This is a genomic window from uncultured Amphritea sp. (assembly GCF_937127095.1).
Classification (GTDB): Bacteria; Pseudomonadota; Gammaproteobacteria; order Pseudomonadales; family Balneatricaceae; genus Amphritea.
Genome location: NZ_CAKZLP010000091.1, coordinates 14,673 through 37,306, shown reverse-complemented (window position 1 = coordinate 37,306; position 22,634 = coordinate 14,673). Strand labels below are relative to the sequence as shown.

The 22,634-nt window shown below is 48.9% G+C and carries 22 protein-coding genes; 12 read left to right on the top strand and 10 right to left on the bottom strand.

Features of this window, described 5'->3' with window-relative positions:
• Positions 1-136 precede the first annotated feature (136 nt).
• Complete coding sequence (locus Q0499_RS23550) at positions 137-856, top strand: alpha/beta hydrolase (RefSeq protein ID WP_299205538.1); 720 nt, start codon at positions 137-139, stop codon at positions 854-856.
• Between the two features lie 12 nt (positions 857-868).
• Here Q0499_RS23550 and Q0499_RS23545 read toward each other — a convergent pair whose 3' ends face one another.
• Together Q0499_RS23545 and Q0499_RS23540 are read right to left on the bottom strand one after the other, a co-directional pair.
• Complete coding sequence (locus tag Q0499_RS23545; protein ID WP_299205535.1) at positions 869-1,519, bottom strand: TetR/AcrR family transcriptional regulator; 651 nt, start codon at positions 1,517-1,519, stop codon at positions 869-871.
• 135 nt (positions 1,520-1,654) lie between these two features.
• Positions 1,655-2,938: an FAD-binding oxidoreductase gene (locus Q0499_RS23540; protein WP_299205533.1), complete on the bottom strand. Its 1,284-nt coding sequence runs from the start codon at positions 2,936-2,938 to the stop codon at positions 1,655-1,657.
• A gap of 363 nt (positions 2,939-3,301) precedes the next feature.
• Between Q0499_RS23540 and Q0499_RS23535 the strand changes: the two genes are divergently transcribed.
• The 4 genes from Q0499_RS23535 to Q0499_RS23520 all read left to right on the top strand — a co-directional run bounded on the left by Q0499_RS23535 (position 3,302) and on the right by Q0499_RS23520 (position 8,050).
• Positions 3,302-4,648 carry a glutamine synthetase family protein gene (locus Q0499_RS23535; RefSeq protein WP_299205531.1) on the top strand — a complete coding sequence of 449 codons (1,347 nt, stop codon included), beginning with the start codon at positions 3,302-3,304 and terminating at the stop codon, positions 4,646-4,648.
• A 114-nt stretch (positions 4,649-4,762) separates the two neighbouring features.
• On the top strand, positions 4,763-5,884 hold the full coding sequence (locus Q0499_RS23530) for a polyamine ABC transporter substrate-binding protein (protein ID WP_299205529.1): 1,122 nt from the start codon (positions 4,763-4,765) through the stop codon (positions 5,882-5,884).
• Between the two features lie 289 nt (positions 5,885-6,173).
• The gene (locus tag Q0499_RS23525) at positions 6,174-7,646 is read left to right on the top strand and encodes a sensor domain-containing diguanylate cyclase (protein WP_299205527.1); all 1,473 of its coding nucleotides are present in this window, start codon (positions 6,174-6,176) and stop codon (positions 7,644-7,646) included.
• A gap of 197 nt (positions 7,647-7,843) precedes the next feature.
• The gene (locus tag Q0499_RS23520; protein WP_091353016.1) at positions 7,844-8,050 is read left to right on the top strand and encodes a cold-shock protein; all 207 of its coding nucleotides are present in this window, start codon (positions 7,844-7,846) and stop codon (positions 8,048-8,050) included.
• Between the two features lie 109 nt (positions 8,051-8,159).
• On the opposite strand, the gene Q0499_RS23515 is transcribed toward Q0499_RS23520, so the two are convergent.
• Entirely contained in the window at positions 8,160-8,363 is a 204-nt protein-coding gene (locus Q0499_RS23515; protein WP_299205524.1) for a DUF1127 domain-containing protein, read from the bottom strand.
• A 175-nt stretch (positions 8,364-8,538) separates the two neighbouring features.
• Here Q0499_RS23515 and Q0499_RS23510 point away from each other — a divergent pair, with 175 nt between their 5' ends.
• Positions 8,539-9,519 (top strand): LysR substrate-binding domain-containing protein, encoded by a 981-nt coding sequence (locus tag Q0499_RS23510; RefSeq protein ID WP_299205521.1) that lies wholly within the window; start codon positions 8,539-8,541, stop codon positions 9,517-9,519.
• Positions 9,520-9,522: 3 nt separating this feature from the next.
• On the opposite strand, the gene Q0499_RS23505 is transcribed toward Q0499_RS23510, so the two are convergent.
• From Q0499_RS23505 to Q0499_RS23475, 7 genes are all read right to left on the bottom strand, one after another.
• Positions 9,523-10,230, bottom strand: coding sequence for a type 1 glutamine amidotransferase (locus tag Q0499_RS23505; protein ID WP_299205518.1), 708 nt, complete (start codon positions 10,228-10,230; stop codon positions 9,523-9,525).
• Positions 10,231-10,293: 63 nt separating this feature from the next.
• A complete protein-coding gene (locus Q0499_RS23500; RefSeq protein ID WP_299205515.1) occupies positions 10,294-11,010 on the bottom strand; it encodes a gamma-glutamyl-gamma-aminobutyrate hydrolase family protein in 717 nt (238 codons plus the stop codon).
• A 64-nt stretch (positions 11,011-11,074) separates the two neighbouring features.
• A complete protein-coding gene (locus Q0499_RS23495; protein ID WP_299205512.1) occupies positions 11,075-11,890 on the bottom strand; it encodes an ABC transporter permease subunit in 816 nt (271 codons plus the stop codon).
• Positions 11,890-12,846: an ABC transporter permease subunit gene (locus Q0499_RS23490; RefSeq protein WP_299205510.1), complete on the bottom strand. Its 957-nt coding sequence runs from the start codon at positions 12,844-12,846 to the stop codon at positions 11,890-11,892. Before Q0499_RS23490 ends, Q0499_RS23495 begins: the two co-directional genes overlap by 1 nt.
• Entirely contained in the window at positions 12,843-14,024 is a 1,182-nt protein-coding gene (potA, locus tag Q0499_RS23485) for a polyamine ABC transporter ATP-binding protein (RefSeq protein WP_299205508.1), read from the bottom strand. The genes Q0499_RS23490 and potA overlap by 4 nt, the downstream gene beginning before the upstream one ends.
• 137 nt (positions 14,025-14,161) lie before the next feature.
• Positions 14,162-15,253, bottom strand: a complete 1,092-nt coding sequence (locus Q0499_RS23480; RefSeq protein WP_299205506.1) for a polyamine ABC transporter substrate-binding protein — start codon at positions 15,251-15,253, stop codon at positions 14,162-14,164.
• 271 nt (positions 15,254-15,524) lie between these two features.
• Positions 15,525-16,868 carry a glutamine synthetase family protein gene (locus Q0499_RS23475; protein WP_299205504.1) on the bottom strand — a complete coding sequence of 448 codons (1,344 nt, stop codon included), beginning with the start codon at positions 16,866-16,868 and terminating at the stop codon, positions 15,525-15,527.
• Positions 16,869-17,112: 244 nt separating this feature from the next.
• Here Q0499_RS23475 and Q0499_RS23470 point away from each other — a divergent pair, with 244 nt between their 5' ends.
• The 6 genes from Q0499_RS23470 to Q0499_RS23445 all read left to right on the top strand — a co-directional run bounded on the left by Q0499_RS23470 (position 17,113) and on the right by Q0499_RS23445 (position 22,605).
• Positions 17,113-17,820 (top strand): GntR family transcriptional regulator, encoded by a 708-nt coding sequence (locus tag Q0499_RS23470; protein WP_299205501.1) that lies wholly within the window; start codon positions 17,113-17,115, stop codon positions 17,818-17,820.
• Positions 17,821-18,043: 223 nt separating this feature from the next.
• Positions 18,044-19,423, top strand: a complete 1,380-nt coding sequence (locus Q0499_RS23465; protein ID WP_299205498.1) for an aspartate aminotransferase family protein — start codon at positions 18,044-18,046, stop codon at positions 19,421-19,423.
• A gap of 209 nt (positions 19,424-19,632) precedes the next feature.
• Positions 19,633-20,454, top strand: a complete 822-nt coding sequence (locus tag Q0499_RS23460; protein ID WP_299205496.1) for a LuxR C-terminal-related transcriptional regulator — start codon at positions 19,633-19,635, stop codon at positions 20,452-20,454.
• Between the two features lie 163 nt (positions 20,455-20,617).
• Positions 20,618-21,118 (top strand): RDD family protein, encoded by a 501-nt coding sequence (locus Q0499_RS23455; protein ID WP_299205494.1) that lies wholly within the window; start codon positions 20,618-20,620, stop codon positions 21,116-21,118.
• Between the two features lie 131 nt (positions 21,119-21,249).
• The gene (locus Q0499_RS23450) at positions 21,250-22,080 is read left to right on the top strand and encodes a helix-turn-helix domain-containing protein (RefSeq protein ID WP_299205492.1); all 831 of its coding nucleotides are present in this window, start codon (positions 21,250-21,252) and stop codon (positions 22,078-22,080) included.
• A gap of 90 nt (positions 22,081-22,170) precedes the next feature.
• Positions 22,171-22,605 carry a GNAT family N-acetyltransferase gene (locus Q0499_RS23445; protein WP_299205489.1) on the top strand — a complete coding sequence of 145 codons (435 nt, stop codon included), beginning with the start codon at positions 22,171-22,173 and terminating at the stop codon, positions 22,603-22,605.
• Positions 22,606-22,634 lie beyond the last annotated feature (29 nt).

The window sequence follows — 22,634 nt, the reverse complement described above, 5'->3', positions numbered from 1 at the left end:
TTGAAAATATGATATAAATCACCTAAGGCATTGAATTCAGGATGAAACAAAATAGTATTCATCACCCTTCCCACAGCTGTTACAGTACTTACAATACGAACGAAGACCACGCCATGCTTTACACCTGGAGACAGATATGACGCCTACCATTTTTTTACCCGGACTGATCTGTGATGCTGCAGTCTGGTCTGATCAAAGCGATCTGTTTACCCGCCAGGGGATCAGCAACCAGGTAATCGACTATGGTGATGCCGACAGCCTTGGCCGTATGGCTGAGATCGCTATAGCGCAGTCACCGGAGCGCTTTATACTGATCGGCCACTCCATGGGAGGACGGGTAGCGATGGAAGTAGCGCGCCGTGTCCCGGAAAAGATCTCTCATCTGATTCTGATGGATACCGGCTATCTACCCCTGAACAAAGGTGACGCGGGCAAGCAGGAAGTGTCCGGACGACTGGCGCTGGTTGAAATGGCCCGTGAACAGGGGATGCGGGTGATGGGTGAAGCGTGGATGCAGGGTATGGTGCTCCCGGCACACTTACAGGACAGCCAGCTTTGTAATGCTATTCTCGACATGATTGAGCGGAAAACAGTGCAACAATTTGAGCATCAGCAAACCGCGCTGATAGAACGGCCCGATGCCACCGATGTCTTGCAGTCACTGCGCTGCCCCACCCTGTTTATCAGCGGTGATCAGGACAGCTGGAGCCCGCTTGAACGTCACTATGAGATGGCGGCATTAGTGCCCGGAAGTGAAGTGATTGCGATTGAGCAGTCCGGCCACATGTGCACCATGGAGCAACCCAAGGCGGTCAACGAAGCCCTGACTCACTGGCTGCAACTTAATCCGGTTTAATGATTATCCGGCTTAATGATTTTGCGGTGAATGCTGAGCCAGAAGATTACAGATAATCATCTTCAGGTCAGCCAGGGTGCGTTTCGCCCGGTCACCCTTCTGATTTACCACCACCAGCATCACACTGTGAGTGACTTCAAGATAGAGTCGGGCCAGCCGCTCGCGCTCTCTCAGGTGACGGTTGATCCCCATCCGTTTGAACACTTCAGCCATGCGCGAAATTTCCAGTTCGTCGTGCTGCTCGTCCAACTCGCGCAGTTCCGGCACAGAAAACATCGCCTGCACCAGCGTCAGAATCGCTTTCTGCTGCTTATAGGTTTTCAGCTTCAGCCCCAGCATCTGCACCACCAGCGTTTCCATCGGCAGATCTTCAATCGGCCAGCGGCCAATCTCATCCAGCGCGGCTTCCACCGTTTCCAGCCAGCGCGACCCCATCGCATAAAGAATTGCATGCTTATTAGGGAAGTAGTGATACAGAGAACCAACTGAGATACCCACCTCTTTGGCGATCAGAATCGTATTCAGATCATCCAGTCCGACCCGTTCAAGCAGTTCGCCAGTCACATCAATAATCTGCTTTGAGCGCAGCTTAGAGCGCCCCTGCACCGGCGCATTTCGCGGTGCCAGATCCTGCGCTGTTTTTACCCGGCGATTCTCTGTCAATGTGTTCTCCTGCTCATGCAACTCAATGCCGTCTTACGATAGCGGCATCTGGATGGCGGGCATTATAGACTGAACTATCCCGGTTCTGAACAGGTCGTTTGCAACAACTCTCACCTCACAGGGACAGCAATAGTCCTAGAAAAACCGATCACGCAGTGAAAAATACAACATGCCGGCAACCAGGCCGGGCCAGCGCAGTAACGTGCCACCGGGAAAGGTTGCCGTAGGCACCCGTCTGAAGGTATCAAACTTCTCAGCTGAACCACTGATCGCCTCGGCCATCAGCTTGCCTCCCAGGGTTGCCAGTGCCACACCATGTCCGGAATAGCCCTGGGCAACAAACAGGTTGTCGTTGATACGGTCGAAATGCGGCATCCGGTTAAGCGTAATCGCCAGCGTCCCCCCCCAACCGTAGTCAATTTTCACATCCTTCAGTTGCGGATAAAAGTTCAGCATATAAGGCCGGACAAAGTTAGGAATATCACTGGGAAAACGGCTGCTATAGTTTTCACCGCCTCCCCAGAGCAACCGGTTATCACCGGATAATTTAAAATAGTTGATAACAAATCGTGAGTCGGCCACCGCCACATCGTCACGATTAATCGTCCGGCATAGTTCATCGCTAAGCGGTTCGGTGGCGATAATGAAGTTATTGATCGGCATAATCTTACCGGCAACCCGGGGTTCCAGCTTACCCAGATAGCCGTTGCACGCCAGCAGGATATACTGTGTTTTCACCACACCACTCGCGGTGCGTACCTCAGCATTATTGCCGCTGGTATAACCGGTAACCTTGCTGTGCTCATGGATCGTCACACCGGCTTTTACCGCCGCCGAGGCTAACCCCAACGCATAGTTAAGCGGGTGCAGATGCACCGCGTCCTCCCAGTATTCACCGCCAAAATAACGTTCAGTCCCAAGCATCGCCTGTACTTCATCATCCGGAACAAAACGGATTTTGTCATAGCCGAGAACCTTGTGCTTATAGGCAACGCTGTCACGCATCTCTGCTACGTGCCCGGGTTTGGCAGAAACATGCATAACCCCCTGTTTCAGATCACAACTGATCTGATGCTCAGCGATCAGATCCTTCACCAGCTGAACCGAATCCAGTGACATATCCCACAATGAATCTGCAGCTTCCCTGCCGACTTTTTTAATCAGTTCAGCATGACCCATATTGTGACCCGGACACACCTGTCCGCCATTACGGCCAGAGGCGCCCCAACCAATTGTTTCACTTTCCAACAACGTAACGCTATAGCCTTTTTCTGCCAGGTGCAGTGCTGCGGAAAGGCCGGTATAGCCGGCGCCGATAATACAGATATCAGCCTGATGCTCACCGGTTAATGCGGGATATTCAGGACTGGCATTGGCCGAATCAACATAGTAGGACGGCTGAAAGCGATTAAGACTCATGAAGCGGGTCTCCATAAAAACACAAGTTACACATAAAAACGTTACTGACCATACATATGACTAATCAACAGAACAATCAATAAAACAATCAATACAAAAACCATAAACCGAATAATAATTCTAATTTAATCGAACAACAAGCCCGAAAAACTGTCGTTAAAATGAAATTCATGTTGATTTTTAAAATCTCATGAAATAATCTAAACCCGAATAATGTTTCGACTAATGAGCACGCAACAGAGCACAAGCGAATCATATAATCGAAATAGTATTCGAATAGTCTCAGAGAAGACCCTGCACATATATTCATAACTTCTATAGTGAATAGCAGGCAATCAGATAAACAATACGTATAGGTGATTTATGGAAGCCGTGGAAAGGTTTCTCAAAGAAAACGGGATTACCGAGGTCGAATCGACCCTGCCGGACATGACTGGCAACGCCCGGGGTAAATTTTACCCCACTAAAAAATATCTGGCAGAGAAAGGAGGCAAAATCCCTGAGACTCTGCTGGTACAAACCGTTACCGGCGAATGGGCGGATAACCACTATGACATTGTCGATCCGGCTGACCGGGATATGGTGCTGGTGCCCGACGCGAATACGTTGCGCTTAGTTCCCTGGGCAGACGAACCAACAGCACAGGTTATCAACGACTGCTATACCAATGCAGGACAGTTACACCCCCTATCCAGCCGTTCTGTTCTTCGCCGGGTGCTGAAACTCTATGAGCAAAAGGGACTACGCCCGGTTATCGCGCCAGAGGTAGAGTTTTATCTGATTCAGAAAAACACCGATCCGGATTACGAACTGAAACCCGCAACAGGACGCTCAGGCCGTCGGGAAACCGCACGCCAGTCTTACGGTATTGACGCAGTTAACGAGTTCAATCCGGTCATCGACACCCTTTATAGTTACTGTGAAGCACAAGGACTCGATGTAGATACGCTAATCCATGAATCGGGTGCCGCGCAGATGGAAATTAACTTCCTTCACGGCGACGCACTGGATCTGGCTGATCAGGTATTTGTATTCAAACGGACACTGCGTGAAACCGCCATGAAGCATGATATGTATGCGACTTTCATGGCCAAGCCGATGCAGCATGAACCCGGCAGTGCGATGCACATACACCAAAGCCTGATCGACATTGAAACCGGCAAGAACATCTTTGCCGGAGACGCTGAAAACCAGTTCTCTGAACGGTTCTACCATTATCTGGGCGGGTTACAGAAATATACCCCTCAGGCGATCTCGTTTTATGCACCGAATGTCAATTCATACCGCCGCTTTGCACCGGATATCGCTGCCCCCATCAACTTTAAATGGGGTATTGATAACCGCACAACCGGACTTCGGGTGCCTATCGCACCGCTGGAGGCCACGCGCATTGAGAACCGCTTCCCGGGTTCTGACTGCAACCCCTACCTGGCAATTGCAGCCAGCCTGGTCTGCGGCTATCTCGGTCTGGAACAGAAACTGTCCGCCACTAAGCCGGTCACAGACCTTGCGGCAGATGAAGATGATACCGTTGAAGTCGCCCGCTCTCTGGGTGAAGCGTTACACCTGTTAGAAGAGTGCCCTGAACTATGCGACATTATGGGCACAGAGTTCGTTGAAGCATATCTGGGCGTGAAACGGGCCGAGTTTGAAACCTTCCACCAGGTGATCAGCTCCTGGGAACGGGAATATCTATTGCTGACGGTTTAAACTGGTTCAACCATCATAACTAACACAGCCTTAACCTGCATCACAGCAGGTTAAGGATTAAAGAGATAGATTACCAAACACTCATAACAAAACATCTAAAAGAGGCAGTTCCTTATGACAAAAGCTGTACCTTCGCTGTTCAGAAAAATGCTTCAGATATCGACGCTTGGCCTGGCAATCTCGGCACCACTGGCACAGGCAGAGGAAGTTCTGAACTTCTATAACTGGTCCGATTATATCGCTGAAGACACCCTGGCTAAGTTTGAAGCTGAAACCGGTATCAAAGTGGTTTATGACGTCTACGACAGCAACGAGACACTGGAAGCGAAGCTGCTGGCAGGCAATTCCGGCTATGATCTGGTAGTACCCAGCTCCCACTTCATGGAACAGCAGATCAAAGCGGGAATATTCAGACAATTAGATAAAAACAAACTCAGTAACCTGGGTAATCTTGACCCATCTCTGATGAAACTGCTGGCTAACAAAGACCCCGGCAATCAGTACGGCGTCCCTTATCTTTGGGGCACAACAGGGATCGGCTACAACCTGGAGCAGGTTCAGGCGGTACTGGGTGAAGATGCTCCTGTAGACAGTCTTGAGCTGGTATTCAACCCTGAGAACATGAAAAAACTGGCCGAGTGCGGTGTCACGTTCCTGGACTCACCGGATGAAATATACCCATTGGCACTGCTCTACGCAGGAGAGCCCTCTACAGACATAACAAAAGCAAACCATACGAGTGATAGCCCGGCGGCCAATGCACTCAGAGCTGTTCGCCCTTACGTGCGCCAGTTTCATTCGTCACAGTATGTTAACGACCTAGCCAATGGCGATAGCTGTGTTGCTATCGGCTACTCCGGAGATATCTTCCAGGCACAAGCCCGGGCGGAAGAAGCAGGCAAAGGCATAGAGATCAGTTACAGCATCCCGAAAGAGGGAACTGAGATCTGGTTTGATATGTTGCTCATCCCATCCGACGCTAAACACGCCGAGAACGCACACAAGTTTATCAACTTCCTGCTGCGTCCCGAGATCATTGCGGAAATTACCAACTACGTATGGTATGCAAATCCGAACAAGGCCTCTACTGACCTGGTAGACCCTGAAATAACCTCGGATACCGCCATCTACCCGGATGCAGAGACATACTCTCGCCTTTACATGCCAGCAACTCTGCCAGCTAAAATTGCCCGGGTACGTAGCCGCACCTGGTCCAATATTAAAACAGGCAACTGATCTGTCACCTTAGCACTATTAAGTAGCACTACTAAGTAGCACTACTGATTAGCAGTAACGCCTTACTCCATATTACCGCCCTCCCTGGGCGGTTTTTTTTCCTGCTCTGACTTAATTAACCCCTATTGCCCACTTTCGTTGTGCACTTTGCACTGTTTAATATTAGATCAGATGTACATTCATATTCTCGGGTGAGTAGCCTGTGCGGTTCTGATAAAATTAAACCATCGACACCAGGGATGATTTCGGCTGTCGGCCAACTATTTCCATATCCGACAGATAAGATGTAATGAGCCATATAACGATACGTAAACCCTCTTTTATAATCATTAGCAGTCTATTGCTGGCTGCGGCATTCACAGCAATCAGCCTGACCAGCTACTATGTCGCCAACAGTTCCCTCAACCAGCATATCAAAACCAACACCCTGCCCTTGACCAGTGACACAGTCTACTCAGAGGTACAGAGAGATCTGTTACAGCCCGTGCTGGTCTCATCGTTGATGGCACATGATACCTTTGTCCATGACTGGATTGAGGCTGGGGAGTTGGACCCTGGACAGATGCAACGCTACCTGAAAGCAATTAAGGAACGCTACCAGGCATTCACTGCTTTTTTTGTCTCAGAACAAACCACTAACTATTACCACACCAGCGGAATTCTCAAGCAGGTCTCAGTAACCGATCCGGCAGATAACTGGTATTACAGCAGCCGCAAAAACCCAACAGAGTTCGACATCAATATTGACCAGGATACGGCTGACCGCTCCAGCACCACCCTGTTCGTCAACCACAAAGTCAGGGATGAACAGGGCAAGTTTCTCGGAATTATCGGTGTTGGCCTGGCTTCTACTAAAATACAAGAGTTGATTGAGGTTTATCAGACACGTTATGGTCGCCAGGTCTATTTCATCAACCGCGAGGGCAAGGTCACCCTGCAGGGCAGCCAGTTTCAAGGCGCTGACGATATTCACAAGGTTAACGGGCTTCGGGATATTGCGCCTCTGATCCTGGCTAAGCCGGGGGGCTCATACAGCTATAGCAACGGTGACCAGCAATACCTGATTAAGACCCGCTTTGTTCCGGAGCTAAACTGGTATCTGATCGTAGAACATACTGAGAAAAGTGAATCTCAAATTACAGCAACCTTATGGATCAATCTGGGCATCAGCCTGGTGGTTATTCTGATAGTCCTGTTATTACAACACTTCACCCTGGGCGGATATCAGCGTCGACTGGAGTTTATGGCAAATACCGACCCCCTGACCCGCACTGCCAGCAGGCATGCCTTTGAATCGATGCTTCAACAGATTCTCAACTTTGCTGATCGCCACAAACACCCGGTATCAACCATCCTGGTCGATATCGATCACTTTAAGACATTCAACGACACCCAGGGACATCTGTTAGGTGATAAGGTTCTGACCCAGGTAGCAGAAATACTGACTGAGAATCTGCGCAAATCCGACAGCATATGCCGTTGGGGTGGCGATGAATTTTATATCGCCCTGACAAACTGCAACGAGGAAAATGCCCGGCTGGTAGCTGAAAAGATGCGTCAACAGATAGAAGCCTCATTACAGACGGTTGACGGCATGAGCCTTAACGTGACTGCCAGCTTTGGTATAGCCCAATACAGCAGCCCGGAATCCAGAACAGATCTGTTCAACCGTACCGACAGAGCGCTATACCGGGCTAAATCAAAATCACGCAATCGGGTCGAGGGATCACCATCAACAGCGGCAGAAACCGGCAAACCCTGAAAATAAATGAATTAAAGTGTTGATAATAAAAATTTAAATGTATATATTAAATGTGCTTGAAGATTCACCGTATTTTTATGCATCATTTCGAAGATCCTGTTTCAGCTTCTCGTCCTGTTTCCATAATGTATAGTAAAAATTCCTGCATCACCGCCATCTCGATGGCAAAACATTATTTATAAAATAGGACAACTAACATGGCTACTGTAACCGGTACTGTTAAATGGTTTAACGCTGACAAAGGCTTCGGTTTTATTGAGCAGGAAAATGGCCCTGACGTATTCGCACACTTCAGTGCAATCCAGAGCAACGGCTTCAAAACTCTTGAAGAAGGCCAGCAGGTACAGTTCTCTGTAACTCAAGGTCAACGCGGTCCACAAGCAGAAAACATCGTTGCTATCTGAGACCGTGTAAGCTGACAGATCTATGATCTGTTGCTTCCAGAAAAAAGCCTGATTACGATCAGGCTTTTTTGTGTCTGCAGGATACCCAACCGCCCCATTCTATTCCAGATCATTTCTGCCAGAAAGACTTACGTGCCTCCTCCAGCGCCTGCTCCCGCGTAACACCGATATCCTTCAACTGAGTCCTATCCAGCTGCAACAACTGACGACGGCTAGAATAGTTGTGCATCCAGCGCTTCCAAACACCCTTTAAATTAAGATTTACTTGTGTACACGCCTCACACTCTTTCTCAATAATCATTATCGTTTTCACTTTAAATCCCTTATTAACAGACTTATGCAGCCTATATTCGGGGTTTACACGACTGACGACAAACGACTTTTAAGATCATATAATTAAGCTTTTCTTACTTATAAGCTCTTTTTCAAGCTCTTATTTACAAGCTCTACACATACACCCTTATCTATAAACTACACAGGAAGCGACCATGCCCCGCCTTCCCTCACTCAAAGCATTGCAGGCCTTCCGGCACGCTGCAGAGACGAAAAGCTTTAAGCTGGCAGCAGAGCAGCTGTTCGTCAGTCAGGCCGCTATCAGCCAACAGATCAAAACACTCGAGCAACAACTGGGAGTAACACTATTTTATCGGCGAACGCGAGAAGTCGAACTCACCAGCGAAGGGCAACAACTGCTACCATACATCAGCAAAGCATTTATCTCTCTGGAACAGGGTGTCAGCCATCTGAATGATGACCCAAACCCTCATCGACTCACCCTCAGCAGCCTGCCATCGTTTGCCAGCCGCTGGCTTGTTCCCAGACTAGGAAGTTTTCAGGCCAAGGAGGAAAGTCTCAATATTCACATATCTCCCAGTATCAAATTAGACAGCTTTGATGACAACCTTCTTGATCTGGCTATCCGCTTTGGTGAAGGAAACTACCCAGGCCTGAGCAGCAAGTTACTGATGCGGGATTACATGATACCGGTGTGTCACCCATCCCTGATAAATAACAGACGTCCGGCAGAAGAACAGCTAGAAGAACTTCCACTGCTTACCCATGAGAGGCGCCCGACAGAAGAGCAACTTAGAATGCTTCCATTGTTGATGGATGACTCCCCTGACATGACAGATCTATGGCCCCTGATTGACACTGTACTCGGACTATCAAAGACAGGAAAAGGCCCAAGACTACAGGTTTCAGATTCAAATATTCTGGTGGAAGCCCTGCTCAGCGGACAGGGGCTGGCGGCGGCCCGCTTCAGCCTGGTGTATGAGTTGCTGGAACGAAAACAGCTTATCTGCCCCGTGCCTATCTACCTGCCTACTCACTTCAGTTATTACCTGGTCGCGCCACCACACCATTTCAATCGGCCGAAAGTTCAGCGATTTGAACACTGGCTGCGCCAACAGACAGAGGGGATAAGTCAATCCTGGGAACAGTTTAAGCAGCAACAAAAGATAGTATAGGTATTACAGCGAATCACCCTTTAAGACCCGAACAATCGCATCAACTACGGGAGTTGAATCAGCTTGATGCAGCTCAAGCGACCTCAAACCTTTCTCTGCATCTGCAGGTGTCAGATAGTCCGGCACAATAGCAGGCAGTTCAGCTAGCATATATTCGCGACCGAACTCAGGATGCGCCTGCAACGTAAAAATATGACGCCCATAACTGAGTACAGCATTCTTGCAGAAGGATGACCCAGCCAGCAACTCAGCCCGCTCTGGCAGCTCGGTGACCTGATCCTGATGGATGATATGCAAACGTACAGGCTCACAACCCAAGAGCGCCTGACCCGCCGCGGTGGGCTGATACAAATCTACGCCAAGCCCCCAGCCAGAACCCGCCTTAGCGACAACCCCACCCAGCGCCTGAGCGATCAACTGATGCCCAAAGCAGATACCGATCAGTGGAATACCCGCCTGATCAATCGCTCTCACCAGAGACTCCAGATTAGCAATCCACTCCAGCGGCTCATAAGCACTAAAGGGTGAGCCGGTAATCACCCAGCCATCACACTCATGCACTGATTGCGGAAACTCACCCAGCCTGACATCCCATTGATGAAAATTAAACTGAGCATCCGCAAGCATCTGCTCAGTCATGTGCGCGAACGAACCAAACTGATCCAACAGTTCACCACTGTTGGTTCCCGCTGCGAGAATACCTATTTTCATGTCAGACCACTCCCGATATAAAAAAACCGCTGCAGGCAGCGGTTTAACAAAAAAGATCCGCCCTTATGACGCGGTTATAAAATCATACATCCAGCGTGCGACACGCTTAGAGTCGGTCGCAGCATTTTCAGCCCGCAACTGATCAAGACCCGCACGACAAACGTCATCAGGAATCACCGCACCGGCTCGCAGCGCCACCAGATCAGTTTCAAAACTAAGATTGAATTCAGGGTGCGCCTGCACGGTTAGAATCCTGTCGCCATAGACCAGGCCGGCATATTGACAGAATTCAGACTGCGCAAAAGTGCGGGCATTCCCCGGTTTTTCAGTCACCTGATAGCGGTGCATCGCACTAATGGAAAACGACTCAGAAGCATCTTTAATAAAGGCGTTATCACCCAGTAACTGATAAGTGTGCAGTCCTACACCCCAGCCTCCCTGATAGGGTTCAACTTTACCGCCAAAAGCTTCAGCAATAATCTGATGACCGAAACAGATACCCAACAGCGGACGCTTACAGGCATCGATCTCCAGAATTAACTTTTTAAGCTTCTGCATCCAGTCGCGGTTTTCATCAACATTAAACTTTGACCCGGTAATCACCCAGCCATCGCACTCTTCAGCACTGCCAGGAAAAACCCCATCACGCACATCAAATACATCATATTCAAAGTCAGCGTCAACCAATGCAAACAGTTGCTTAAACATATCTGCATAAGAACCATACTGCCCGAGTAACTCATCCGGTGTAATACCGGTCGCCAGAATACCAATTTTCATAATCTGTTTCTCACCCTCAAACAAAAACGCCCACTCAGAGTGGGCGCTGAAATAATGCCCTTTACTAGGTTTGCTTCTCGATCAGCTTCGCCTGACGTCGCATCTGATACATCGCCCCGATTACACCGATGGCCACTACAGCGATCATCAGTGTCGCCAACGCGTTGACTTCCGGCGACACCCCCAAACGGACTTTGGAGAAGATCACCATCGGCAACGTACTATTACCCGGACCGGATACGAAGCTGGCGATAACCAGATCATCCAGAGACATGGTAAAAGACAGCAACCAGCCAGAAATAACCGCAGGCATGATCAGAGGCAGCGTCACCAGAAAGAACAGCGACGAAGGCTTAGCACCCAGATCCATCGCCGCCTCCTCCAGAGTTTCATCTAACTGCGATAAACGCGACTGAACAATCACTGCGACATACGCCATACAGAAAGTAACATGGGCAATAATAATAGTGCTGGTGCCACGACCTGATGGCCAGCCAAACGCCCCCTCCATCGCCACAAACAACAGCAGCAGAGAAAGGCCAGTGATCACCTCAGGCATCACCAGCGGCGCACTGATCCAGCCCGCCAGCAGCATTTTGCCCCGAAAGCGCCTGAAACGACTCAGAACGAATCCAGCCATAGTCCCCAGAACCACCGCAACGCTGGCACTGATGAAAGCAATCTTGAAGCTAAGCAATGCCGCATCGATAATCTGATCATTACGGAACAACTCGCCATACCACTTCAGCGACCAACCACCCCAGACCGTTACCAGTTTAGACTTGTTAAAACTGTATACCACCAACGCTATCATCGGTGCATACAGGAAGATAAACCCCATGGTCGCGGTGGTATTTAAAAATAGAGATCTACGTTTCATCAGACCGTCTCCTCTTTACCCTGACTGTTGCGAATGAACATGATGGGCAACACCAGCACAATCAGCATTACCACGGCAACCGCTGAGGCCATCGGCCAGTCCCGATTGAGGAAAAACTCATCCCACAACACCCGCCCAATCATCAGAGTGTCCGATCCGCCCAGCAACGCAGGGATAACAAACTCACCCACCGCAGGGATAAACACCAGCATACAGCCAGCAATAATACCCGGCATCGCCAGCGGCACCGTGATGAGAAAGAAGCTGGTTGCTGGCCTGGAGCCCAGATCTTCGGCCGCTTCCAACAGAGTAATATCCATCTTTTCCAGCGCACTATAGAGCGGCAGAACCATGAAAGGCAAGTAGGTATAGACGATCCCGACGTAAACCGCAAAATCGGTCTGCAACATGATGAGAGGCTGATCGATAATACCGGCACCGAGTAAAAACTCATTAATCAGACCATTCTTTTTAAGAAAGCCCATCCAGGCATAGACACGCAACAGAAATGAGGTCCAGAACGGCAAAATCACCAATGACAACAGCAACGCACGGGTTGTTGGCTTACTGCGGGCGATCATATAAGCGATCGGAAAGGCGATCAGTAGCGTCAATACGGTCGAGATAGAAGCAATTTTAATCGAACTCAGATAGGCGTCGATATAAAACGAATCCTCAAACAGAAACAGATAGTTTCCCAGATTAAGCTTCAGATTGATAAACGCTTCATCAACATTCCAGTCTAACAATGCAGTATAGGGAGGCACCGCAATCGCGGTTTCTGACAGCGAGATCTTAAACACCACCAAAAAGGGGATAAAGAAAAACACCGCCAACCAGAGCATCGGTACAGCGACAACTGAAAACCGCCCCCAGCTGATACGATTGAGCAAATTATACTTTGCCAGGCGTGAACCGGAGCCCTCCACCCAAGCAGAACCGGTTGGAGTACTCATGATGTTAATACCACGCTGCTGTCAACATCCCAGAAAAGATAGACTTCGTCATTCCAGGTGAGCCGGGCACCCAGTTCGCGGGTAGTATTGGGCTGAGTGACGCGCACCTCCTTACCACTCGGCAAACGCACCCGGTAAACCGACAGACTACCCATATAGGCGATCTCTTCGATCACACCACGGATGCAGTTTTCAGCCTGCTCCGGCTTTTCTTTGCTGATCTGAGTCTTCTCAGGACGCAGCGCTACATGGACTTTCTGGTTCGGCGCACAGCTGATACCGTGGTTAACGTAGAGTATTGCTCCAGCATCTTTAGAGTCGATCCGCACAGAATCCGGCAGGTCTTCTATCACCACCCCTTCAAACAGGTTAACCGAGCCGATAAATTCAGCAACAAAACGGCTGTTAGGGTATTCATACACATCATGAGGCTCTGCGGTCTGCACAATAAGACCGTGGTTCATCACACCGATCCGACTCGCCAGCGTCATCGCCTCTTCCTGATCGTGGGTCACCACCACAAAGGTCACGCCCAGCTCTTCCTGAATACGGATCAGCTCAAATTGAGTCTCTTCACGGAGCTTCTTATCCAAAGCCCCCAGAGGCTCATCCAGCAGCAACAACTTAGGCCGCTTAACCAGAGAGCGCGCGAGAGCAACACGCTGACGCTGACCGCCCGAAAGCTGATCAGGCTTACGCTTACCGAGGTGACCCAGCTGCACCATATCGAGCATTTTAGCGACGCGCTGTTTCACTTCAGATCGATCAAGCCCTTCACGCTTCAAGCCAAAGGCAACGTTCTCTTCTACCGACAGGTGCGGAAACAGGGCATAGGACTGAAACATCATATTGACCGGGCGTTTCCATGGCTGGATACCCGCCATATCAACACCATCAATAATAATGCGACCACTGGTGGGAGATTCAAAACCTGCCAGCATGCGCAACAGGGTACTTTTGCCGGAACCGGAACCGCCTAACAAGCAGAACAGTTCATTTTTGTAGATATCCAGAGAGATATTATCGACAGCGGTAAACTCACCGAACTTCTTGGTGATGCTGTCTATCCGCAAGAAAGGCTCTGCACCCGCTTGCTTCCAAAGAGGCAACCTGGAATCTTTAAGTGATGTCGCAGCGATGATGTCACTCTGCGGCTCTATTATTGAGGTTGAAGTCATACGACACCTTAATACATATTCATAAACTGAGTTCTGAAACAAACCCCAGAATTATTTATAAAGCCTTCAGTGAACAGAACCCAAAGGCTTACTGAATAACTCACCCCGGCGGGCATTAACACCCACCAGAGGCAAACTTATCGACCAGTCTTAATACCGGTCCAGGTGCGGGTCAGCAAACGATCAAACTTAGCGGTGTGCGCGTTCTGAGTGAACAGGTTGGCCTTCACTTCATCTGAAGGATAGATACCGGGATTATTCAACACCTCCTCCAATACCATCGGTTCAGCCGCCTTATTGGCTACCGCGTAATATGCAAAGTTAGAGATCGATGCAGCACTGTCTCCTCTGAGAATATAGTCAATCAGCTTATAAGCAGACTCTTTATGAGGGGCATCGGCAGGCATTGCCAACAGATCAAACCACACCATGGTGCCCTCTTTCGGAATCACGTAACCAATGTTAACACCCTGCCCCGCTTCCTCCGCACGCCCCTGAGCCTGCAAAACATCACCGTTATAACCCAGCGCAACACAGCTATCACCGTTTGCCAGATCAGAAATATAGGCGGAAGAGTCAAACTTCCGATAACTATCGCGAACAGATTTCAGCAGCGTTTCTGCCTTGGCCAGATCTGCCTTGCTCTCAGAGTTCGGATCAAGCCCCAAATAATTCAACGCGATAGAAACAACCTCAGCAGGCGAATCAAGCAGAGTTACACCGCAGCCTTTCAGCTTTGCAACGATCTCTGGCTTGAAAATCAGGTCCAGCGTATCAACTGGCATATCGCCCAGGCGGGCTTTCACCTGATCAACGTTATACCCCAGACCAATCGTTCCCCAGGCATAGGGAACATTATGTTTGTTACCCGCATCATGACGGGCAATTTTCTCCAGCATGACAGGGTCCAGGTTGCCATAGTTACTCAACTTACTATGATCGATTTCGCCATAGATCCCTGCCTGCACCTGACGCTCAAGAAAAGAGCCTGTCGGCACAACGACATCGTAACCCGTGCCACCGGACATCAGCTTAGCTTCAAGCACCTCATTTGAATCATAAACGTCGTAGTTAACTTTGATTCCGGTCTCTTTAGTAAAGTTTTCCAATATTTCCGGACTGATGTAATCGGACCAGTTGTAAAAATTTACAACCTGTTCTTCAGCCATGGCAGCAGTGGATACTGATGCAGCCAGAGCGACTGCAAGACCAAGTTTCTTCGGATTCATTTTATTACTCCATTTCTGGTGCTTTAGATCGCAGCTTCGCTGTTGCATGATCTAAGCATTAACTCTGCAGATGCCGTTTTTGCGGCGCTCATCAGAGCCACATTTTTTTTGTTGTTATTGTCATGACTGCCTCCTCTGATCAGGAAGGCAGCACTTAAGCTTCTCAGACTGTCGCAGTATTTTCTGCAACTAGTAAAAATGTACTTCAACCTCCCTGTCAGCTATATACCCCTCATTGGGTATCATAAACTAATGATTTAATATCAACAGGTTACAGAAGACCCAAATACGAATCATACTCTATATCAGAGATCTGCTCGTTAATCTTCCGCTGCTCCTGACGCTTCGCTGCGGCAAACACCCGGATAAACTCTTCACCAAGGTACTCCTCAAGCACACCACTCTCTGCAAACAGCTCGGTGGCGATATCCCACTTATTCGGCAGAATCATCTCCTGATCACCGTCTGCATACGCATCACCTTCCATCGGAGCCGGTGGCATCAGCTTGTTTTCGATACCGTACAACGCGCCCGCCAGAATAGCCGCCAACACCAGATAAGGGTTTGCATCGGCACCTGATACCCGATGTTCAATTCGGCGGGCTTCACATGGGCTTTCAGGAATACGGATCGCCACCGTACGATTCTCATAACCCCAGGTGGCAATCGTTGGCGCATGCGCACCCGCCATAAAGCGACGATAGGAGTTCATATGCGGCGCAAAGATCAGCATACTGTCAGACATGGTGTGCATCAGACCAGCAACCGCATTTTTAAGAATATCAGTGCCATCTTCGCCGCCATCATCAAAGATATTATTACCGGCTTCATCCAGCAGACTAAAATGCACGTGGAAGCCGTTACCGCTTTTATCTGAATAGGGTTTCGCCATAAAGGTGGCAGAATAACCATGCTTGCGCGAGATCCCTTTAATCAGACGCTTAAACATAATCGCCTGATCACCCGCCATTAGCGGATCATTGACATGCAACAGGTTGATCTCAAACTGACCCGGACCCAGCTCAGAAATAATGGTGTCCGCCGGAACCCCCTGAATCTCACAAACCTCACGCACTTCAGCAAAGAAAGAGGACAGACCATCCATCTCATCGATGGAGTAACAATCGGTTTCACTCAGTCGACGACCATGCCCTTCAGAAAGGATTGGCGGCTGCGGACGCTGAGTCTCTTCGGACTCGCCATCCATCAAATAGAATTCCAGCTCGGTCGCCATAACCGGGGTCAGCCCCATCGCTTTAAAGCGTTTGACCACACCGGCCAGCACCTGACGGGGATCACAACCAAACGGCGTACCGTCCGGGTTAAACATGGTTGCCAGAATCTGATCACGAGGATCCTCAGACCAGGGAACAGGTATCGCCCGATCACCCACCGGCATACAGATACCATCCATATCACCGGTTTCAAAAACCAGGCCGTTATCCAGAACATCATCACCCCAGAAATCAAACCCCAAAACCGAACGAGGCAGTTTCACGCCTTCGTCAAATACCTTAACAGCTGCATTGGCTGGTAGCCGCTTACCCCGTAAATTACCATTCAGGTCAGCTATAAACAGATCAAACTCTTTATCTTTTTCTTTCTTAAACTTCATAAGATTCTCGCTCGAAATCTTTCATCCCCACCCTCTGGCGGGTCACAACATACCGTTGCAATCATTTTAGCTTAGCTACAGGCTTTTGTGATCACAATCAATAAAACAATGTGATCACATTTTTTTGTGGCGGTCAACAATGACATCTGTTAAAAATGTCATGTAACCTATTTAGTGATCGCATTACAACAAGAGAACCTACTTTGAGGTTCCCAGAGAAATAAGGCCAGAACCAATTTTGATTATGGACAAGAAATCTCCGATTAAAATAACCTTAACTGAACGCAACGAGTCTGTAACTATCACCCAATGGGTATACCAGACTCTGCGCAACGCCGTTATGTACGGTGAGATCCTCCCCGGGAGGGTACTTACCATCCGCGAACTGGCCGGCATTCTGGATGTTAGCCCCATGCCTGTGCGTGAAGCCTTGCGCCAGTTAGCTGCGGAAAATGCGCTGGAAATTCAAGGCAACCGCCGGGTGATGGTGCCAAAAATGACAGCGATGAAATTCAATGAACTGTGCGAAGCACGTATCGCTATTGAGTCTCACGCAGCAGCCCGCGCCCTTCCCTATATTGATAGTGAACGCCTGGAACAGCTGCGCTCTATTGACGGTCTGATCGATCAGGCACAGGAAGAGGACAATCTCGGGCAGATCAGCATACTCAACCAAAGCTTCCACCGCGCCCTCTATACCGCCAACCCACATCAGGTCACCCTGCCACTGATCGAAAGTCTGTGGCTACAACTGGGACCTTTTATGCGCATGGCCACCAGCGAACTGGAAGAACATTATCTGGTTGACCGGCACAATGAAGCGATGTCCGCTATCGAAAAAAAGGACGCTTACGCCCTGCAAGTAGCGATTGCAGCCGATATCCGTGAAGGCATCGCCTTTGCCGGAACCCCCGAAATGCTGCACACTTTCATTGAAAACTCAGCCCACTAAGCCTCATCTGACACACTCAACCCGCCTGATCAAGCAGCAACACAACACCCAATCCCGGAAGGTAACTTTCACCTTTCGGGATTTTTTCTGTTGACATTATATTTTTGTGATCACAAAATAGTGATCACAAAATAGAATCGACTAGATTATTTCGATTCCTTTGATCGTTTTATTTATGCACCGGCAAAGTGTTTACATCCGGTGTCTGGTTGGGAGAGACTCAATGCACGAACATAACAGCAACACATCAATTACCGCAGATGTGCAGTCCATCGATGCAGGCCATCATATGCACCCCTTCACCAACACGGGTGCTCTGAACAAGAAAGGAGCACGGGTAATCACCCATGCTGAGGGCGTTTATCTGTGGGATAGCGAAGGTAATAAAATTATCGACGGTATGGCGGGTTTGTGGTGCGTCAATATGGGTTACGGCCGAAAAGAACTGATTGAAGCATCCGACAAGCAGATGAAGCAGCTGGCCTATTACAACACCTTTTTTCAGACCACCCACACACCTGCGGCAGAGCTAGCCAAAGAGATCGCCAGTGTCACCCCCTACGACCTGAATCATATCTTTTTCGCCAACTCTGGCTCTGAAGCCATAGACACGATTATCCGCATGGTTCGTCAGTACTGGGCTATCAAAGGCAAACCGTATCGCAACATTCTTATCGCCCGTGAAAACGCTTATCACGGCAGTACTCTGGGCGGCACCAGCCTTGGCGGCATGAGTGGAATGCACAAACAGGGCGGCCCGATGGTGTCAAACATCACCCGTATCCGCCAGCCATACTGGTATGGTGAAGCCGGTGATATGACCGAAGAAGAGTTCGGTATTGCCTGCGCGAAAGCGCTGGAAGATAAAATTCTGGAAGTGGGTCCTGATAATGTTGCAGCCTTTGTCGGCGAGCCGATTCAGGGGGCGGGAGGTGTCATCGTGCCACCGGCCAACTACTGGACAGAGATTCAGAAGATCTGCGATAAGTACGACATTCTGCTGGCGGCTGATGAAGTCATTTGTGGCTTTGGCCGTACCGGAAGCTGGTTTGGCTGTGAAACCTTTGGCTTTAAACCCGACATTATATCCATGGCTAAAGGCCTCTCTTCAGGTTATTTGCCGATCGCTGCTGTCGCTATTGGCGATCGTATTGCCAATGCCTTTATTGAGCATAATGACGACTTCAATCACGGTTTCACTTACTCCGGGCACCCGGTTGCAGCCGCTGTTGCCATTGCCAACATTCAACTGATGAAGAAAGAAAACATCGTTGAGTATGTTGCCAAAGATATCGGGCCTTACTTCCAGAATAAACTTCGTGAAGCGGTTGCCGACCACCCACTGGTTGGCCATATTGAAGGTATTGGTCTGATCGCAGGTCTTGCTCTGGTGAAAAACAAAGCGCCAAAAGAGCTGTACGCCGATGAAGTTAATATCGGCATGATCTGCCGTGACCACTGTTTTAATAACGGCCTGATTATGCGTGCGGTTGGCAGCCGGATGGTACTATCACCACCGCTAGTTATCAGCCATGAAGAAGTCGATGAGCTGTGCGAAAAAGTACGCCTGTGCTTTGACCTGACCCTGAAGTCAGTCAGCTGATCAGCCCGTTCACCGTTAAACTGCATAATTCTTTCACTATCGTTATGCAGGCGGAGGTCAGAAATAATGAACATTTCTGACCTCCATTATTCGACTGCACAAGATCAATATTACCGGTATTGCGTCTTGCCAATTATGCGTAACTAATCATTGCGGATAACGGCAGTCGGATCTTTTTACACTTCAAAGCCCAGAGCAGGAGCCCCGCTATGCAAAGCATCAGTGCACAGCACACCGCGTCTGAAAACTGGCAAAAGGATCTTGCTGCGCTTATCGACACCATCCGCCTGCCCAGTTTTGGCGGCATGCTGGAAAAGTTTCTCGCCTGTCAGTGCCACTTTGATAGCATGCTGGTTGTGACTTTCAGAAAATCCCTGAAACCACTCATTCTTCATCCCACTGACCCGGCAGAGCAGAGCCTGACACTGCACAACTATATCAACCGGGCCTACATTCTCGACCCCCTGTTTAATGCCATCCGCAGCGGCAGCCTGGGAGAGGGCGTCAGCCGGCTGATCGACATCGCTCCCGACAGTTTTGAAACCACTGAATATTATCAAAACTGCTATAAAGAGTTTGACCTGATTGATGAGATCAATCTGGTTATAGAACTGGACGCTAAAGTCAGCTGCGCCATCTCACTGGGGCGCAGAACCAGCCGCGGCACCATCACCCGGGCTGAACTCAGTCGTCTGAATAATATCTATCCCGTCGTCAAATCGATCATTCGCCAGTTCTGGTTATCGCAGTCCCAGGAGTTTGTTAAATACGAAAAATCAGAGGGCGCTATGAATCAAGCGATCAGCACCTTCGGCAGCGGCGTACTTACCCCAAGAGAACAGCAGATTGCGGGATTGATTCTGCAGGGGCACTCGTCAAAAGCCATAGCGAATATGCTGGATATCAGCCTGGGCACTGTAAAAGTCCACCGCAAGAATATCCACACCCGGCTAAACACCTCCACCCAGTCCGATATCTTTACGCTATTCCTGGCCCACCTCAAAGAACTGGACCCTACGGCTAATGCGTAAAAGTTGCTAGAACGGCGCTTTGCGCCTGCTAGGAGCTAGACGTAAAGCTTCGCTTTCCTTGCTAGGATAAGCCGCAAATACAGGAGTATCAATTGCCAGGGCATTTGTTTTCAGGCAGGCTTTGATTCAGCCAAACACACATAGAACACTAAGGATAGTCACTATGAATGACGAAAACATCTACTCCACCCCACACGCAAATCTGGAAGTATATAGCAAGAACGAGGTTGTTCTCGCTGGTCGCTGGACACGATTCTGGGCGGCTCTCATCGATACGATTCTGATTCTGCTACTGTTCATTGTTGTCCAGGTAGCCCTCGGCGTATCCAGCCTGTTAACGCTTGACCAGCTACCTCAAGCATCCGAATTGATGATGAGCGTAGGAATATTGCTCTCCTATCTGCTTCTCAACGGTTATCTGTTAGCCACGTCCGGCCAGACTATTGCCAAAAAGATGTTTAATATCCGGGTGGTTGATTATGATACCAATCAATTACTGCCTTTCTCGAAGGTCTTTGGTATCCGTTACCTGCCTATATTTGTCATTAGCCAGATCCCCTTTGCCGGACAGTTCATCGGCATCATCGACTCACTGTTTATCTTCAGTAAAGAAAACCGCTGCCTGCATGACCTGCTAGCAAACACCAAAGTTATAAAAATATAGTTCTGCGTTCCAATATTAAAAAACCGCCAGACGGGAAACTGGTTCGCGACCAGTTGCGAGTGCTGCGGAAAAGCCCGGAAAGGTATTTAGCCTGTGCTAGAATCTCACTGAATATTCAACCTGGTAGCCTGATGAATAACTGGAAACGCCCTCCCTGTGACCTTGAGATAGCCCGGTACATTGATTGCTACTGGTATCTTGAGAAAACCCCGGGCGATAACAGTTATAGTCACCCAAAACTCAACCCAAGCCCAGAAGCGCACCTGCTTCTTGCTCCTACTGAGCAGCCATATCATTACACCTTAAACGGGGTTGAAAAAAAGGGTTATGGGGGACACCTGCTATTACCTAATACCGGTACAATTGACGTTCATCATCTTGATCCATTCCTGATTATTGGCATCAAGTTCAAAGCTGGAGCACTCTATTCACTCGCTCAAACAGCAGATTTTCCGATGCTGGATGATATTATTAACCTCTCGGATTTTTTAGCAGCAACCACTCTTACTTTACCGCCAGAACCGTCTACCGCGACTCGTTCTGACGCCATCAATGAGCTGAGAATCAAGCTTGATAACTGGTTGCACCCATTATTGAAAAATGTGTACCAAGACAGATACTGTCAACTGACAGAGAAAGCTGCCGCCATATTTGAACATACTGAATTAGCAGATTTAGCGCAGAACTTACATTGTTCTCGACGGACACTGGAACGTGCATTTCGTCGGGTGACCGGACTAAGCCTGAAACAGTATGAGGCAATGCGAACGTTGGATAAGCTCCTTTATTACCTCTACCAATATCAAGACCGCTCTCCTGATTGGGCAGATGTGGCAGCGAAGTTTGGCTTCAGTGATCAACCCCATCTCATCCGATATTTGAAAACCGCTATCAGTTCTACACCGGGTAACTATCTTAAGCAGCGTGATTTAACAATCGATGTATACGGAGACTTTGAGTAGCCCCTGCAAACTGTCGCAATTGTTCAATCTTCTACTCTTTTCGATCATTACCCTTAAATCTGAAATCAATCAGACCTAACAGGTAATTACATGACCATTACTATCCGACAGTACTCAGAAGAAGATATTGAAGCGGTGCTTTCAGCATGGCACGCTGCATCAACACTAGCCCATCCTTTTCTAACATCTGAGTTTCACGAACAAGTACGTTACGACATGATCAATCTGTACTTGCCCAATACTGACACCTGGGTAGCCGAAATAGATGAAGCGGTAATTGGATTTATTGCACTTGCAGGTAATGAGATTGGAGGGCTGTTTGTGCAACCAGAGTTCCATGGTATGGGTATTGGCAAAGCCTTAATGGACAAAGCACATACACTTCATAAAGAGCTTGAAGTTGAAGTTTTCAAGAAAAACAGTATTGGACGTAAATTCTATTCTCAATATGGCTTTGAGTTTCAGGCTGAAAGCATACACAGTGCAACTAAGAACAGCGTACTAAGATTAAAATTTATCGCTTAGAGTAAAGCGGCATTTACCAGTGCAGTTTA

Bases quoted from the DNA above. Each gene is read 5' to 3' on its own strand.
- Q0499_RS23540 (WP_299205533.1), bottom strand. From the start codon at position 2,938: ATGAGTCTTAATCGCTTTCAGCCGTCCTACTATGTTGATTCGGCCAAT.
- Q0499_RS23455 (WP_299205494.1), top strand. From the start codon at position 20,618: ATGAATGACGAAAACATCTACTCCACCCCACACGCAAATCTGGAAGTA.
- Q0499_RS23500 (WP_299205515.1), bottom strand. From the start codon at position 11,010: ATGAAAATTGGTATTCTGGCGACCGGTATTACACCGGATGAGTTACTC.
- Q0499_RS23535 (WP_299205531.1), top strand. From the start codon at position 3,302: ATGGAAGCCGTGGAAAGGTTTCTCAAAGAAAACGGGATTACCGAGGTC.
- Q0499_RS23475 (WP_299205504.1), bottom strand. From the start codon at position 16,868: ATGAAGTTTAAGAAAGAAAAAGATAAAGAGTTTGATCTGTTTATAGCT.
- Q0499_RS23520 (WP_091353016.1), top strand. From the start codon at position 7,844: ATGGCTACTGTAACCGGTACTGTTAAATGGTTTAACGCTGACAAAGGC.
- Q0499_RS23505 (WP_299205518.1), bottom strand. From the start codon at position 10,230: ATGAAAATAGGTATTCTCGCAGCGGGAACCAACAGTGGTGAACTGTTG.
- Q0499_RS23525 (WP_299205527.1), top strand. From the start codon at position 6,174: ATGAGCCATATAACGATACGTAAACCCTCTTTTATAATCATTAGCAGT.
- Q0499_RS23450 (WP_299205492.1), top strand. From the start codon at position 21,250: ATGAATAACTGGAAACGCCCTCCCTGTGACCTTGAGATAGCCCGGTAC.
- Q0499_RS23530 (WP_299205529.1), top strand. From the start codon at position 4,763: ATGACAAAAGCTGTACCTTCGCTGTTCAGAAAAATGCTTCAGATATCG.
- Q0499_RS23480 (WP_299205506.1), bottom strand. From the start codon at position 15,253: ATGAATCCGAAGAAACTTGGTCTTGCAGTCGCTCTGGCTGCATCAGTA.
- Q0499_RS23465 (WP_299205498.1), top strand. From the start codon at position 18,044: ATGCACGAACATAACAGCAACACATCAATTACCGCAGATGTGCAGTCC.
- Q0499_RS23510 (WP_299205521.1), top strand. From the start codon at position 8,539: ATGCCCCGCCTTCCCTCACTCAAAGCATTGCAGGCCTTCCGGCACGCT.
- Q0499_RS23470 (WP_299205501.1), top strand. From the start codon at position 17,113: ATGGACAAGAAATCTCCGATTAAAATAACCTTAACTGAACGCAACGAG.
- Q0499_RS23445 (WP_299205489.1), top strand. From the start codon at position 22,171: ATGACCATTACTATCCGACAGTACTCAGAAGAAGATATTGAAGCGGTG.
- Q0499_RS23490 (WP_299205510.1), bottom strand. From the start codon at position 12,846: ATGAGTACTCCAACCGGTTCTGCTTGGGTGGAGGGCTCCGGTTCACGC.
- Q0499_RS23550 (WP_299205538.1), top strand. From the start codon at position 137: ATGACGCCTACCATTTTTTTACCCGGACTGATCTGTGATGCTGCAGTC.
- Q0499_RS23460 (WP_299205496.1), top strand. From the start codon at position 19,633: ATGCAAAGCATCAGTGCACAGCACACCGCGTCTGAAAACTGGCAAAAG.
- potA (WP_299205508.1), bottom strand. From the start codon at position 14,024: ATGACTTCAACCTCAATAATAGAGCCGCAGAGTGACATCATCGCTGCG.
- Q0499_RS23495 (WP_299205512.1), bottom strand. From the start codon at position 11,890: ATGAAACGTAGATCTCTATTTTTAAATACCACCGCGACCATGGGGTTT.